The sequence below is a fragment of the Gordonia sp. DT218 genome (assembly GCF_049847105.1).
Taxonomy (GTDB): Bacteria; Actinomycetota; Actinomycetes; order Mycobacteriales; family Mycobacteriaceae; genus Gordonia.
The window spans coordinates 66,443-80,205 of sequence record NZ_JBNCNS010000008.1 but is presented as its reverse complement, the minus strand read 5'-3'; the positions used below and the strand labels follow the sequence as shown (position 1 = coordinate 80,205).

Here is a 13,763-nt window from a genome sequence, read left to right as displayed (position 1 = left end):
CGATCCGAGGGCGGAGCTTATCTTGGATCTGCTCGCACGCACCGCCGGCGGGATACGGCCTGCCGCGCGATGATGTTGCACGGTGATGTTGGCCGGTGATGTTGCACGGCCCGCGCCGAGTCGCTCAGGCCGACGGCGCCGCCACCGCGAAGGTCCGCTGGAACGGCAGCACCGTCCCCCAGGACTCCGCCGGGTAGGCCGCACGCAGCCGCTCCTTGAGTTCGGCGACGAAGACCTCCCGGGTGTCGTCGTCGAGGGCCCTGAGGTAGGGACGCGCGGCCGTCCCGGAGATCCAGTCGTACACCGGGTCGGCGCCGTGCAAAACATGCAGGTAGGTCGTCGACCAGGCATTCGTCGAGAAGCCGCGCTCGGTGAAGAAGGTCAGATATTCGAGCGGACCGAAGCGCGGCACGCGTCGGACGGCGGAGAGCTGCTCGGCGAAGCGTGGATCGTCGGCTAGTTCGAGGAGCGACCGGTAGGTGGGATTGTCGCCGTTGTCGGGCACCTGCAGGGCGAAGACGCCGCCGTCGGTGAGGTGCCCCAGCAGCCGATCGATGACGTCGAACTGGTCGGGCACCCACTGGAACATCGCGTTGGAGACGATGAGGTCGACGGGCTGATTCGGTGTCCACCAGGACACTTCCGCGATGTCGTAGTTGGCCAGCGCATCCGCGTTCTCGCGGATGGCCTTGTCGATCATCTCGGCCGACGAGTCGATGCCGAGGACCTGTGAATCGGGCCAGAGTGCACGCAGGTGGCGGGTGAGATGACCTGGACCGCAACCGAGGTCGACGATCGTCGCCGGTGCCGTCGGGATCTGGGCGATGAGGTCGAGGTATGGGCGCGCGCGGTCATCGGCGAATTGCAGGTAGCGGTCCGGATCCCAGGTCTGCATGGGTCCAGGGTAGTGCGAGAGAGCGGGTACGAGCAGGGTCGAAAGGTGACAAACATGGTCGACCCGGCCCCGGACAGGGGTGCAGTACCCTTCGTTGGGTGACAGACGCCGTGTTCGACGACCCGCAGATCGTGACCCCGAGCGACACCGTGACGCCTGGTTCGACCGACGTCGTGGAGATCTCCTCCGACGGCGCGTGCCTGGGCAATCCGGGTCCGGGCGGCTGGGGTGCGGTCCTGCGATACCGGGAGCACGAGAAGCGGATCTCCGGCTCCGATCCGGACACCACGAACAACAAGATGGAGCTCACCGGCGCCATCGAGGCACTGGCCGCGCTGACCAAACCGTCGACCGTGATCCTCTACACGGACTCGAGTTATGTCCGCAACGGCATCACCAAATGGGTCGCGGGCTGGCAGCGGAACGGCTGGAAGACCGCCGACAAGAAGCCGGTCAAGAACGCCGACCTGTGGCGGCGCCTGATCGACGAGGAGAAGCGCCACGAGGTCACCTGGAAATGGGTGAAGGGCCATGCCGGTGACCACTACAACGAGATCGCCGACGAACTCGCGACGACCGCCGCGAGGCAGATCGCCGACGGGCGCCGATGAGTGAGCCGTTGCCGGTAGCCGTCGAACCCACGCCCGATCGGCACCTGGTGGCCGCGGTCGAGGGCGCCGGCGGGCGGGTGGTCGGGATCGACGAGGCGCGTGTGCTGGTGTGGATCGGCACCGCCGCGGACTTTCCGGACCTGCCCGACCAGGTCGAATGGGTGGCCCTGAAGACCGCGGGTATCGAGGAGTTCGTGTCCGCCGGGGCCATCGACAACCGCCGGGTCTGGACCAACGCATCCGGCTTCTACGCCGAGAACGTCGCCGAGCACGCGCTGACCCTGCTGCTCGCCGGCCTGCGCCAGGTCAACACCGGGGTGCTCCGGCACTGGGACAAAGAGCCGATCGACACCGCGGTCCGCTCACTGCACGGTTCGACCGTCGCCATCATCGGCGCGGGCGGGATCGCCGCGTCGCTGATCCCGCGCCTTTCCGCGTGCGGTGCCGACGTCATCGCGGTGAACCGGTCCGGACGTCCCGTCGACGGTGCGACCGTGACGCTGCCGTCGGACCGCACCGGCGAGGTGTGGGGGCAGACCGATCACGTGGTGCTCGCGGCACCGGCGACCGCGGAGACCCGACACGTCATCAACGCGGAGTCGCTGGCCGCGCTCCCCTCCCACGCCTGGATCGTGAACGTCGCGCGGGGACCACTGGTCGACCAGGCCGCATTGGTGACGGCACTGCGGGAGGGGCAGATCGCCGGGGCCGCACTCGACGTCACCGACCCCGAGCCGCCCGCCGCCGACGACCCGCTCTGGTCGCTGCCGAACGTCATCATCACACCGCACGTCGCGAACCCGTCGTCGGGACTCACCCGCACGATGGCGCCGTGGCTGGCCGAGAACATCCGGCGATTCCTGGCCGGTGAGGAGCTCCTGGCGGTTGTCACGCCGGGCAGCGACTACTGATCGCGCACCTGTCGCCGGCTCGGCCTTGCGTTGGAGTGCGCTCGAAGGCCTAGCGTCGTCTCCATGAGCACAGATCACCTGATGGAGAAGGCGCTCGCGGCGCTGGGTGAACAGGACGGACCGCTGTCCGTCGAGGTCATCCATCAACTGGTGGAGGCCGACGAGATCGCCGGCGTCCGCACGATCGCGGAGGCCGCGGACCTGCTCGGCGTCTCCGCGCACACTCTCCGCTACTACGAGCGCATCGGCCTGGTGGACGTTCCGCGCGACGCCGTCGGCAACCGGACCTACGATGCCGCGGCAGTTCGGCGCCTGGTGTTCCTCACTCGGATGAGGTTGTCGGGCATGGCCATCCGCGACCTGCAGCACTATGTGGAACTGGTCGACCGCGGCGACGACACGGTCGACGAGCGGCTGGAGATGCTGCTCGAGCACCGTGACACGGTTCGACGGCAGATCGCGGAGCTGACATTGTCGCTGGCCGCAACCGAATACAAGATCGCCACCTACGGAGGGAAGACGCAGCCATGAGCACCGCATCGAACAGCACTGCATCGAACGCCACTGCATCGAACAGCACTGCATCGAACGCCACTGCATCGAACGCCACTGCATCGAACAACACTGCATCGAACAACCGCGGGATCGTGCGACGACGCATCGGCGATCTCGACGTCTCGGCCATCGGGTTAGGTTGTATGGGAATGAGTTTCGCGTACGGCGACGTCGACGAGGCCGAAGCGCTCGCCACCCTCGATCACGCGATCGACACGGGCGTGAACTTCCTCGACACCGCCGACATGTACGGCCGCGGCGGAGCCAACGAGAAGCTGCTGTCGCGGGTGCTGGGCAAGCGTCGCGACGAGGTGGTTCTCGCCACCAAGTTCGGCATCATCACGGATCCGGAGACCGGGTACCCGACCGGCGAGCTGAACGGCTCCCCCGAGTACGTGCGGGCGGCCGTCGACGCGTCACTGCGCCGCCTGGGCACCGACGTCATCGACCTCTACTACTTGCACCGGGTGGATGCGTCACGTCCGATCGAGGAGACGGTCGCCGCGATGTCGGAGCTGGTGGCAGCGGGCAAGGTGCGTGCGCTGGGACTGTCCGAGGCGAATGCCGAGACACTGCGTCGTGCTGCCGCGGTCCATCCGATCGCGGCATTGCAGTCGGAGTGGTCGGTGTTCAGTCGTGACATCGAGGACCACGACGTGCCCGCCGCCCGCGACATCGGCGCCGCGATCGTGCCGTACAGCCCGCTCGGCCGGGGCATGCTCACCGGATCGGCGCCGACAGAGTTGTCGGACAACGACTTCCGTCAAACTCTGCCGCGATGGCAGGGTGGCAACCTGGCCGCGAATCTGACGCTCGTCGACGAGGTCCGCGCCGTGGCCCGCGAGGTCGGGGCGACGGCGGGCCAGGTGGCGCTGGCGTGGTTGCTGGCCCAGGGCGACGACGTGGTCCCGATCCCCGGCACCAAGCGTCGCCGGTATCTCGACGAGAACGTCGGTGCGGTCGAACTGACGTTGTCGGCGGATCAGCTGGATCGGCTGGCGGCGCTGCGTCCGGCGGGGGAGCGGTACCCGGACATGGAGTGGGTGTCGGGACGGTCGGGATAGACGGATCTTCTAGAACGTGTTCCAGTTTTGCGGGATCGGTGGCATCCTCGGGTGGTGATTCTCGACAGATTCCGTATCGATGACAAAGTGGCCGTGGTGACCGGCGCCGGACGCGGTCTCGGTGCCGCCATCGCGGTGGCGTTCGCCGAGGCGGGCGCCGACCTGGTGATCTCCGCCCGCAACGAAGGCGAACTCGACAAGGTCGCCGCGCGTATCCGCGAGGTCGGCCGACGGGCGAAGGTGGTGGCCGCCGACCTCAGCGACCTCGACGCCGTGGCCGGGCTGGCGCAGACCGCCGTCGACGAGTTCGGCAGGCTCGACATCGTCGTCAACAACGTCGGCGGGGCACTGCCGAGGCCCCTGATGGACACCAAGCCCAAACACCTCTCGCAGGCGTTCGACTTCAACGTCTCGAATGCGCACGCCCTGGTCGTCGCGGCGGTGCCGCATCTGCTCGCCAACGCCGACGGTGGGTCGGTCATCAACATCACGTCGATGGTCGGGCGGTCGCCCGGGCGGGCCTATGCCGCATACGGCACCGCCAAGGGCGCCCTCGCGCAGTACACCCGGCTGGCCGCGATGGACCTCAACCCGAGGATTCGGGTGAACGGCATCGCGCCCGGAGCGATCCTGACGTCGGCGCTCGACATCGTCGCCGACGACGAGAAGATGCGGTCGGAGATCGAGGCGGCCACCCCGTTGCACCGGCTCGGCGATCCGGAGGATGTCGCAGCGGCGGCGCTCTACCTCGCCTCGCCTGCGGGTTCGTATGTCACCGGCAAGATCCTCGAGGTCGACGGCGGGATCGTCACGCCAAATCTCGATCTGCCGATCCCGGATCTGTAGGTCGCGGGGGGGGGCGGGGTCGGGGGGTCTCGATACGCCACTCACTACGTTCGCGGCCACTCGACCGGCGGGTGGTTGTGGGCGCGCGGGCTGCTCGATCGGCGGTGGGGGTGCGGGCGTGCAGCTCAGGGGCGTTCGTTGCGCGATGCCTTCTCGACGATGGTCGCGATGCGTTTGCGCTTGGTCGCCTGTTGCTTGGCGAAGGCGAGCTGGCTCAGCCCGAATTTGCGGGCGCTGGGCGGGAAGGCATCCCAGTTCGCCCGGGCCTGCGGGACGGCGTTCAGCGCGGCCGTGAGTTCGGGGGACTCGACGAGTGCCTCGGCGTCGTCGAGCAGGGTCCACAGGCCGCGCGCCTTCGCGTCGTCGATCACCGACCGGCCTGCGGGCTGCATCCGGTCCTGGGCGATCAGGTCGGTGACCCGCGCCTTGTTCGACGCCGCCCAGGCGCTGTTGCGTCCGCGGCGGGTGAACCACATGCCGCGCCGTGCGTCGTCGATGGTGCGGGTGTGGCCGTCCACCCAACCCCAGCAGAGCGCCTCGCGCACCACTTCGTCATAGTCGAGCGGCGGGTTTCCGGACTCCTTGCGCCAGAACACAAACCAGACTCCGCCCGATTTGTCGTGGTTTTCGCGCAGCCAGCTGTGCCACTCGTCGAGGGAGCCGGGATGGAGGTGTTCGGCGTCGGGGTCGGCCATGGAAGAAGCCTAGGTGGCCTCGGTACAGTTGAGGGGTGGGCGAGGTCTTCGCATTTATCGGCGGACACTGGTGGCTGGTCTTCCCGGTCATGGGTGTGGCGGGCGGCTGGGCCGCGCGCGTGGCCGCCTACAACGAGAAGCGTCGCAAGGACAAGATCGAGCTGGCCCGGATCAGGGCGTCGGCACACACCGAGCAGCTGCGGATCACCCAGACCAGCAAGGCGTCGATCGCCAAGGTGCTGACGCGGCACGACGACGTCGATGCCCGCTGGTTCGGCTATGAACTCGATCTGGCCACCCTGATCGAATATCCGATGATGACCGACCTGCGTGAGTCACTGACCTTGGCCTTCCATCGGGCCAAGGTGCACGCGGACGACCTGCGCCCCGCCGATGCCGGCGAACTTCTCGACCCCGCCGTCTTCGCCGAGTACCGCGATGCCGTCGGTGAGTACGCGACGGCATTCGACGCTGCCGAGCGCGAGGCCCGCCGTCGGAAGCAGGGCGACTTCTCCCCGGTCGAGCGGGAGCGTCTCGAGCGCGCCCGGCGGCTGGTGGCGGTGGCCGCGGACAGCGGCGCCACACCGGCCGAACGCCAGGCCGCGTACCGGAAGGCGCGCTCCGAGCTCGACGGCCTCATCGCGGTCCCGCCGGCCGCGAGCGAGAAACTCGAGGGCCGGATCGCGGCCGCGCTCGAACCCGGTCGGGAACGCTGACCCGGCACCCGTACTACCCGGATCACGTACTACGGGGTCACCGACTCTTCTTCCTCGACCTCCGCCGGTCCGGCGAACTGCGAGTTGTAGAGCCGGCAGTAGGCACCCTGCGCCGCGAGCAGTTGGTCGTGATTGCCCTGCTCGACGATCCGCCCGTCCTCCATCACGACGATGACGTCGGCGTCGCGGACCGTCGAGAGACGGTGTGCGATCACAAAACTCGTGCGGTCGGTGCGGAGGTTGGCCATGGCCTTCTGGATGAGCAGTTCGGTGCGGGTGTCCACCGAGCTGGTGGCCTCGTCGAGGATGAGGATCGTCGGCTTCGCCAGGAACGCACGTGCGATGGTGATCAGCTGTCGCTCACCGGCGCTCACGCCGCCACCCTCCTCGTCGAGGACGGTGTCGTAGCCGTCGGGGAGCGTGCGCACGAAGTGATCGACGTGGCTGAGCGCGGCCGCCTCCATGACCTCGGCTCGCGACGCCGTCGGATCGCCATAGGCGATGTTGTCGTAGATGGTGCCGCCGAACAGCCACGAGTCCTGCAGCACCATGCCGGTGCGTTCCCGCAGGTCGTCGCGGGTCATCCGTCGTGAGTCGACCCCGTCGACCCGGATGGTGCCGTCGTCGACGTCGTAGAACCGCATGATCAGGTTCACCAGGGTCGTCTTGCCCGCGCCGGTGGGCCCGACGATCGCGACCATGTGTCCTGGCTGGGCCACCAGCGAGAGGTTCTCGATGAGCGGCTTGTCGTCGGTGTAGCGGAACGACACCCCCTCGAAGGCGATGTGCCCGTGGCCGTGCGTCGGCGACTCCGGATCGGTGGGGTCGGGCGATTCCTCCTCGGCGTCGAGGACGTCGAAGATCCGCTCGGCCGAGGCGACACCGCTCTGCATCAGGTTGAACATCGACCCGATCTGCGTGAGCGGCTGCGTGAACTGACGCGAGTACTGGATGAACGCCTGCACCTCGCCGAGGCTCAGCGCGCCCGATGCCACGCGCAGACCGCCGACGACGGCGATCGCCACGTAGTTCAGATTTCCCAGGAACATGATGGTCGGCATGATGATCCCGGAGATGAACTGGGCCCGCCAGCTCGATTCGTAGAGCTGCTCGTTGCGGTCGTCGAAGGTGGCCTCGATCTCGTGCTGCCGACCGAACGCCTTGACCAGCTCGTGTCCGGTGAACGCCTCCTCGACCTGCGCGTTGAGCGCCCCGGTGGACGACCATTGCGCGATGAAGTGGGGTTTGGACCGTTTGGCGATCTGGGTGGTGGCGATGACCGCCAGCGGCACCGTCACGACCGCGATGAGCGCGAGCAGCGGCGAGATCCAGATCATCATCACCAGCAGGGCGATCACGGTCAGCACCGAGTTGAGGAACTGGGCGATGGTCTGCTGCAGGCTCTGCGAGAGATTGTCGAGATCGTTGGTGACCCGGCTGAGGAGATCGCCACGCGCCGAGGCGTCGTAGTAGCGCAGCGGCAGCCGATGGACCTTCTCCTCGACTTCTGCGCGCAGGCGCCGGATGGTCCCGACGACGACGATGTTCAGCAGATACGCGGCCAGCCACGCCAGCAGCGACGACCCGACGTACAGGATGAGCACGATCAGCAGCACCTTGCCGACCGCGGAGAAGTCGACACCCACACCGGGCGTGACGTCCATCGAACTCACCATGTCGGCGAAGGTGTTCTGGCCGCTCTCGCGCATCCCGGCGATCGCCTGGTCCTTGGTGAGCCCGGCCGGCAGCGTCGCACCGATCACCCCGTCGAACACGAGGTCGGTGGCATGCCCGAGCACTCGGGGCGCCACCGCCGCGAGGATCACCGACACGACGATCGACGTCAGCACCGTCACCGTGAAGATCCGGTAGGCGAGCAGCCGATGGATCAGTCGCTTCACCGACGGACCGAAGGAGCGGGGCTTCTCCGCCGGAGCACCTGCGAGCGCCGGGCCGCCGCCGCGCGTCATGACGCCTCCTGGATCGCGAGCTGCGATTCGACGATCTCGGCGTAGGTCTCGCAGCTCTCGACGAGGTCGTCGTGACGCCCGAGCCCCACCACGCGTCCGCGGTTGAGCACGACGATCTGGTCGGCGTCGACGATGGTCGAGACCCGCTGGGCGACCACGATGACCGCGGACTCGCGGGTGGCCGGACGGAGCGCGGCGCGCAGCCGGGCGTCGGTGGTCAGGTCGAGGGCGGAGAACGAGTCGTCGAAGAGGTAGACGGCGGGTTTGCGGATCAGCGCGCGGGCGATCGCGAGCCGCTGGCGCTGGCCACCGGAGACGGTGGTGCCGCCCTGGGCGACCGTGGTCTCGAGGCCGTCGGGCATCCGGGACACGAAGTCCTCCGCCTGTGCGATCCGCAGTGCCGCCCAGATCTCGTCGTCGGTGGCGTCGGGTTTGCCGTGGCGGAGATTGGACGCGATGGTCCCGGAGAAGAGATAGGGCCGTTGCGGTACGAGTCCGACGACCGAGCGGAGTCGGTCCGGATCGAGCCGGCGGACATCGGTCCCGCCGACGAGGACCTCACCGTCGGTGGCGTCGATGAGTCGGGGGATGAGCCCGAGGACCGTGGTCTTGCCGGAGCCCGTCGACCCGACGATCGCGGTCGTCGTGCCCGGTTCCACGCGGAAGCGGATGTCGCGCAGCACCGGGTCGTCGGCGCCCGGGTAGCGGAACTCGGCACCCCGGAACTCCACGGTGGCGGGATCGCCGGCGAACCCGACCGCCTCGGCAGGCGGTTGCACCGAGGTGTCGGTGTCGAGGACCTCGCAGATGCGTTCGGCACAGACCGTGGCGCGGGGCGCCATCATCGCCAGGAACGAGGCCATCATCACCGACATCATGATCTGCATCGCGTAGCTCATCATCGCGGTGAGCGCGCCGATCTCGACGCTGCCGTCGGACACCGCGTGCCCGCCGAACCAGATGATCGCGACGATGGTCACGTTGGTGATGAGCATGACGACGGGGAACATCAGGGCCATCAGGCGGCCGACGCGCAGGGTCGCGTCGGCGAGGCGGTCGTTGGCGACGGAGAAGCGCTGGATCTCATGGGGTTCCCGCACGAACGCGCGGACCACGCGGATTCCGGTGATCTGCTCGCGCAGCACACGATTCACGGCGTCGATGCGCTCCTGCATGGCACGGAATCCCGGGATCATCCGTCCGATGATCAACGCCATGGTGACGCCGAGGATCGGGACCGCGATGGCCAGCACCCACGACAGTCCGGGCGCGACGTGGATACCCATGACGATGCCGCCGACACACATGATCGGGGCCATCACCAGGATCGCCGTGCTCATCACCACCAACAACTGCACCTGCTGCACGTCGTTGGTGGTCCGGGTGATCAGCGACGGCGCGCCGAACCCGCCGATCTCCCGCGCCGAGAAGGTGTTCACCCGGTGCAGCAGGTCGTGGCGGATGTCGCGGCCGACGCCGAGCGCAGCGCGCGCACCGAAATACTGGGCGACGATGGTGCAGATCACCTGGACGACGGAGATGACGAGCATCCAGCCGCCGGTGCGCAGGATGTAGTCGGTGTCGCCGCGGGCGACGCCGTCGTCGATGATGTCGGCGTTCAGCGTCGGCAGATAGAGCATCGCCGCGGTCGCGACGAGCTGCAGCCCGACGACGGCGACCATGTTCCGGGGGTAATTCGACAGATACGTGCGGATCAGCCGACTCAACATGACGAGATCACCCCGATGACGCTAGCAACTCCGACCGACGGCCTGCGACCGGATATCTGACCCTGATGCCAGGCCGCGGCGGGCCCGATACTCAGCCGGCGAATGTGAACGGTACCGCGGCTTCGGGCGTGTACGTCAGGTAGGTGAACGACTCCTTGAAGTAGAGGGTCACGGTGTCGCCGTCGTGCGAGTCGTACCCGATGGAGACGTCCTGGCCGATGTTCAGCTCGAAGTCTCCTCCCCGGGTGCTGAGCAGGAAAGCGCCCGAGATCGCGGGTGCCCAGACGATCTCGCCGCCGGCGACGAGAAGTCGCTGGAGATGGTCGCGGATCGGGACGCCGTGGTTCGAGGTCTCGTTGACCAGCGTGTAGACGTCCGCCGACAGCGCCAACGAGTACGGGCCCTCGACCGAGGCGAGCCGCAGTGCGCTGGTGGCCTGGGCGAGCGCCTCCGGGTAGTCCCGCACGTCCTCGGGCAGCGCGATCGGCGTGGCCGACGCGGTGGCGCGGATTCCGCTGATCCCGGCGGCCGGGTACCCCTCGAAGATCGCGCGGTCCTCGGCGCGGGCCAGCTCGGCGGCGGCGTTGCGAACGGGGTCCCAGTCGGAATCCTTGGAGCCGCGGTCGACGTCGTCGATGGCCTCTCGGGTGACCGTGAACGGCACCTTCAGCTCCACCAGCGACTGGGACTGCCGGGCGAACGCGAGGATGCCGTCGGCGGGGGAGTCGATCTTGGTGCGATGCCCGAGCGTGATCGACGCGACGTCGTTGCCGAGCGGGCCCTTGACGTCGACGAGACGGCGGCCCGCGCTGTTGCGCTTGAACGAGCGGGTGGCCTCCTCCTCGATCTCGGCCCAGGCGGCCTCGGATATCGGTGCGAGTTCGCGATGCAGATTGCTCATTGGTGTCTCCTGGGGGTCGGCCGGTACGGGGTTCTGATGGTGGTCAACGCAAGGATCCGATGCCGAGTGAGCGATCGGATGATCGGGCGACGGTGGGTTCCGGCGTCTCGTCGGTCGCGGCGGGCTCGTCCGATGCGGAGCGCTCCGCCGGTGCCGGGGGCAGGTCCTCGAGGAAGTCGATCGTCGGCGTGAAGAACTGTGCGCCGGTCACCGCGGTCGTGAAGTCGAGGAGCCGATCGTAGTTCCCGGGCGGATCGCCGATGAACATCTTCCGCAGCATCTCCTCGGTCACATCCGGGCCCGCGGAGTAGGCGATGTAGAACGTGCCGCGTTCGCCGGCCGCGGAGACGTCGCCGTAGGGCATGTTGTCGCGGACGACGTCGATCTCCTCGCCGTCGTCGTCCTCGACCACGTTGAGCGCGATGTGGGAGTTGGTCGGCTTCACGTCGTCGGACATCTCGACGTTGTCGGTCTTGGTGCGGCCGATCGCGGCTTCCTGGTCTTCGACGGTGAGCCCGTTCCAGGCCTCCAGGTCGGTCACGTAGCGCTGGATCGCGACGTAACTCCCGCCCGCGAAGTCGGGATCCTCGTCGCCGACGGTGATGGCGTCGATGGCCGCCTGGCCGACCGGGTTCTCGGTGCCGTCGACGAATCCGATGAGGTCGCGCAGGTCGAAGTAGCGGAAGCCGTGGACCTCGTCGACGACGGTCACCGCGTCACCGAGCGCATCCATGGCCAGGCGACCCACCTCGAAACAGAGATCGAGCTGATCGGCCTTGATGTGGAGCAGGATGTCGCCGGGGGTGGTCGGCGCGGTGTGCACCTCACCCTCGTAGGTGACGAAGGGACGCAGCGACCCGGGCCGGGGGCCGTCGAACAGGCGGTCCCATGCCTGCGATCCGACGGAGGCGATCGCCGACAGCGCGGCCTCGGGAGCGCGTGAGGAGACCGCGCGGGCCAGCGTGGGGAGATCCGACAACAGATCGCGGACCGTGTCCTCGCCGCCGTCGTCGATGGTGAGGACGAGAAACAGGGCCGCCTTCGTCTTGCGCGTCAGGATCGTCTGCGGGACCGGCACCAGTTCACTCTAGCGGACCACCGATGGGCGGTGAGCGTAGCGCCCGCGCCCCGAATGGGTTGGCGAGGCAAACCTTTTAGGCCTCCGACGGACGGGTTCAGCCGCGGGCGATCGCCCGTCCGGCGGCCCTCCCGGAGAAGATGCAGCCGCCCAGGAAGGTGCCCTCCAGGGCGTTGTAGCCGTGAACCCCGCCGCCGCCGAACCCGGCGACCTCGCCCGCCGCGAACAGACCGTCGAACGCCGTGCCGTCGGGTCGCATGACCTGGGAATCGAGGTTGGTCTCCAGTCCGCCCAATGTCTTGCGCGACAGGATGTTGAGCCGCACCGCGATCAGGGGGCCGTGCGCGGGGTCGAGCAGTCGGTGCGGTTTCGCGACGCGTACGAGTTTGTCGCCCAGATACTGACGGGCGTTCGTGATCGCCATCAACTGGGCGTCCTTGGAGAACTTGTTGCCCATCTCGGCGTCGCGCGCGGAGACGACCCGTTCCACGTGCTGGAGGTCGAGCTTCGGGCCGCGCGTGATCGCGTTCATCCCGGCGACGAGTTCAGGCAGGTTGTCGCGCACCACGAAGTCGACGCCGTGTCGGGTGAACGCGTCCACCGGCCCGGGGGCGCCCTTGGCGAAGCGGCTCTTGGCGGCGAACTTGAGGTCCTTGTCGGTGATGTCGGGGTTCTGCTCGGAGCCGGAGAGCGCGAACTCCTTCTCGATGATGCTCTGGGTCAGGATGAACCACGAATAATCGTGGCCGGTGGACAGGATCGCCTTCATCGTCGAGTTGGTGTCGAAACCGGGGAAGTTGGGTGGGGCCAGTCGATTTCCGTTGGCATCGAGCCACAGGGACGACGGTCCCGGGATGATGCGGATCGCGTGGTCCGGCCAGATCGGATCCCAGTTGTGGATGCCTTCGGTGTAGTGCCACATGCGATCCCGGTTGACCAGACTGGCGCCCGCCGATTCGGCGATGCCGAGCATTCGGCCGTCGACGTAGGCCGGGACGCCGGAGATCATCGTCTTCGGTGCTGGGCCAAGACGCTCGGTCGGCCAGTTCTTGCGGATGAGCTCGTGGTTGTGACCGATGCCGCCGGTGGTGACAATGACCGCGTCGGCCCGGATCTCGAAGTCGCCGACCACGTCTCGGGCGGAAGCGACCCCCCGGTCGAGCTCGGTGGGGGATAGTACCGAGCCACGGACACCGACGGCGGCGTCGCCCTCGACGACGATCTCGTCGACCTGGTGGCGGAACCGGAACTCGACGAGTCCCTGCTTCTCGGCCTCGAGGACGGGTTCGGCGAACACCCGCACGACCTCCGGGCCGGTGCCCCAGGTGAGGTGGAAGCGCGGTACCGAGTTGCCGTGGCCATCGGCGAATCCGCCGCCACGTTCGGCCCACCCGACGACCGGGGTGATCCGTAGCCCCAGGTCGTGCAGGTACTGCCGTTTCGTGGACGAGGCGAAGTCGACGTAGGCGCGGGCCCACTGCCGGGGCCAGAAATCCTCGTCGTCGCGGTCGAAGCCGGCCGACCCCATCCAGTCCTGGAGTGCGAGTTCGGCCGAGTCCTTGATACCGAGCCGGCGCTGCTCGGGGGTGTCGACGAGGAAAAGCCCACCCAGCGACCAGAACGCCTGCCCGCCGAGGTTGTTGCGATTCTCCTGATCCACGACGATGACCTTGCGCCCGGCTTGGGTGAGTTCGTAGGTCGCGACCAGTCCGGCCAACCCCGATCCGACCACCACCGCGTCGGCTTGCTGCTGGCTCACCGCGCCCTCCCTACTTCTCCGTTGACGTCGAG

General features: G+C 67.9%; 13 protein-coding genes. 6 read left to right on the top strand and 7 right to left on the bottom strand.

Going from position 1 to position 13,763, the window contains the following annotated elements; all coding sequences use genetic code 11:
* Positions 1–124: 124 nt before the first annotated feature.
* A complete protein-coding gene (locus tag ACPXCG_RS22810) occupies positions 125–895 on the bottom strand; it encodes a methyltransferase domain-containing protein (RefSeq protein WP_425794614.1) in 771 nt (256 codons plus the stop codon).
* A gap of 149 nt (positions 896–1,044) precedes the next feature.
* On the opposite strand from ACPXCG_RS22810, the gene rnhA reads away from it, so the two are divergent.
* From rnhA to ACPXCG_RS22785, 5 genes are all read left to right on the top strand, one after another.
* A complete protein-coding gene (gene rnhA / locus ACPXCG_RS22805) occupies positions 1,045–1,506 on the top strand; it encodes a ribonuclease HI (protein ID WP_425794660.1) in 462 nt (153 codons plus the stop codon).
* Complete coding sequence (locus ACPXCG_RS22800) at positions 1,503–2,417, top strand: D-isomer specific 2-hydroxyacid dehydrogenase family protein (protein ID WP_425794613.1); 915 nt, start codon at positions 1,503–1,505, stop codon at positions 2,415–2,417. The genes rnhA and ACPXCG_RS22800 overlap by 4 nt, the downstream gene beginning before the upstream one ends.
* Positions 2,418–2,480: 63 nt before the next feature.
* Positions 2,481–2,948 (top strand): MerR family transcriptional regulator, encoded by a 468-nt coding sequence (locus ACPXCG_RS22795; protein WP_425794612.1) that lies wholly within the window; start codon positions 2,481–2,483, stop codon positions 2,946–2,948.
* On the top strand, positions 2,945–4,036 hold the full coding sequence (locus ACPXCG_RS22790) for an aldo/keto reductase (protein ID WP_425794611.1): 1,092 nt from the start codon (positions 2,945–2,947) through the stop codon (positions 4,034–4,036). Before ACPXCG_RS22795 ends, ACPXCG_RS22790 begins: the two co-directional genes overlap by 4 nt.
* Before the next feature lie 54 nt (positions 4,037–4,090).
* Complete coding sequence (locus ACPXCG_RS22785) at positions 4,091–4,882, top strand: SDR family oxidoreductase (RefSeq protein WP_425794610.1); 792 nt, start codon at positions 4,091–4,093, stop codon at positions 4,880–4,882.
* A gap of 125 nt (positions 4,883–5,007) precedes the next feature.
* On the opposite strand, the gene ACPXCG_RS22780 is transcribed toward ACPXCG_RS22785, so the two are convergent.
* On the bottom strand, positions 5,008–5,577 hold the full coding sequence (locus ACPXCG_RS22780; RefSeq protein WP_425794609.1) for a YdeI/OmpD-associated family protein: 570 nt from the start codon (positions 5,575–5,577) through the stop codon (positions 5,008–5,010).
* A gap of 89 nt (positions 5,578–5,666) precedes the next feature.
* On the opposite strand from ACPXCG_RS22780, the gene ACPXCG_RS22775 reads away from it, so the two are divergent.
* Positions 5,667–6,293 carry a hypothetical protein gene (locus tag ACPXCG_RS22775; protein WP_425794658.1) on the top strand — a complete coding sequence of 209 codons (627 nt, stop codon included), beginning with the start codon at positions 5,667–5,669 and terminating at the stop codon, positions 6,291–6,293.
* A gap of 29 nt (positions 6,294–6,322) precedes the next feature.
* On the opposite strand, the gene ACPXCG_RS22770 is transcribed toward ACPXCG_RS22775, so the two are convergent.
* From ACPXCG_RS22770 to ACPXCG_RS22750, 5 genes are all read right to left on the bottom strand, one after another.
* Positions 6,323–8,263 carry an ABC transporter ATP-binding protein gene (locus tag ACPXCG_RS22770; RefSeq protein WP_425794608.1) on the bottom strand — a complete coding sequence of 647 codons (1,941 nt, stop codon included), beginning with the start codon at positions 8,261–8,263 and terminating at the stop codon, positions 6,323–6,325.
* On the bottom strand, positions 8,260–9,993 hold the full coding sequence (locus ACPXCG_RS22765; protein WP_425794607.1) for an ABC transporter ATP-binding protein: 1,734 nt from the start codon (positions 9,991–9,993) through the stop codon (positions 8,260–8,262). The genes ACPXCG_RS22770 and ACPXCG_RS22765 overlap by 4 nt, the downstream gene beginning before the upstream one ends.
* Before the next feature lie 91 nt (positions 9,994–10,084).
* A complete protein-coding gene (locus tag ACPXCG_RS22760; protein ID WP_425794606.1) occupies positions 10,085–10,894 on the bottom strand; it encodes a family 1 encapsulin nanocompartment shell protein in 810 nt (269 codons plus the stop codon).
* 43 nt (positions 10,895–10,937) lie between these two features.
* Positions 10,938–11,972, bottom strand: coding sequence for a Dyp-type peroxidase (locus ACPXCG_RS22755; RefSeq protein ID WP_425794605.1), 1,035 nt, complete (start codon positions 11,970–11,972; stop codon positions 10,938–10,940).
* A gap of 97 nt (positions 11,973–12,069) precedes the next feature.
* Positions 12,070–13,731 (bottom strand): FAD-binding dehydrogenase, encoded by a 1,662-nt coding sequence (locus ACPXCG_RS22750; protein ID WP_425794604.1) that lies wholly within the window; start codon positions 13,729–13,731, stop codon positions 12,070–12,072.
* Positions 13,732–13,763 lie beyond the last annotated feature (32 nt).

Coding starts and splice junctions, on each gene's coding strand:
- ACPXCG_RS22810 (WP_425794614.1), bottom strand. CDS start 895: ATGCAGACCTGGGATCCGGACCGCTACCTGCAATTCGCCGATGACCGC.
- ACPXCG_RS22800 (WP_425794613.1), top strand. CDS start 1,503: ATGAGTGAGCCGTTGCCGGTAGCCGTCGAACCCACGCCCGATCGGCAC.
- ACPXCG_RS22795 (WP_425794612.1), top strand. CDS start 2,481: ATGAGCACAGATCACCTGATGGAGAAGGCGCTCGCGGCGCTGGGTGAA.
- ACPXCG_RS22790 (WP_425794611.1), top strand. CDS start 2,945: ATGAGCACCGCATCGAACAGCACTGCATCGAACGCCACTGCATCGAAC.
- ACPXCG_RS22780 (WP_425794609.1), bottom strand. CDS start 5,577: ATGGCCGACCCCGACGCCGAACACCTCCATCCCGGCTCCCTCGACGAG.
- ACPXCG_RS22775 (WP_425794658.1), top strand. CDS start 5,667: ATGGGTGTGGCGGGCGGCTGGGCCGCGCGCGTGGCCGCCTACAACGAG.
- ACPXCG_RS22770 (WP_425794608.1), bottom strand. CDS start 8,263: ATGACGCGCGGCGGCGGCCCGGCGCTCGCAGGTGCTCCGGCGGAGAAG.
- ACPXCG_RS22765 (WP_425794607.1), bottom strand. CDS start 9,993: ATGTTGAGTCGGCTGATCCGCACGTATCTGTCGAATTACCCCCGGAAC.
- ACPXCG_RS22760 (WP_425794606.1), bottom strand. CDS start 10,894: ATGAGCAATCTGCATCGCGAACTCGCACCGATATCCGAGGCCGCCTGG.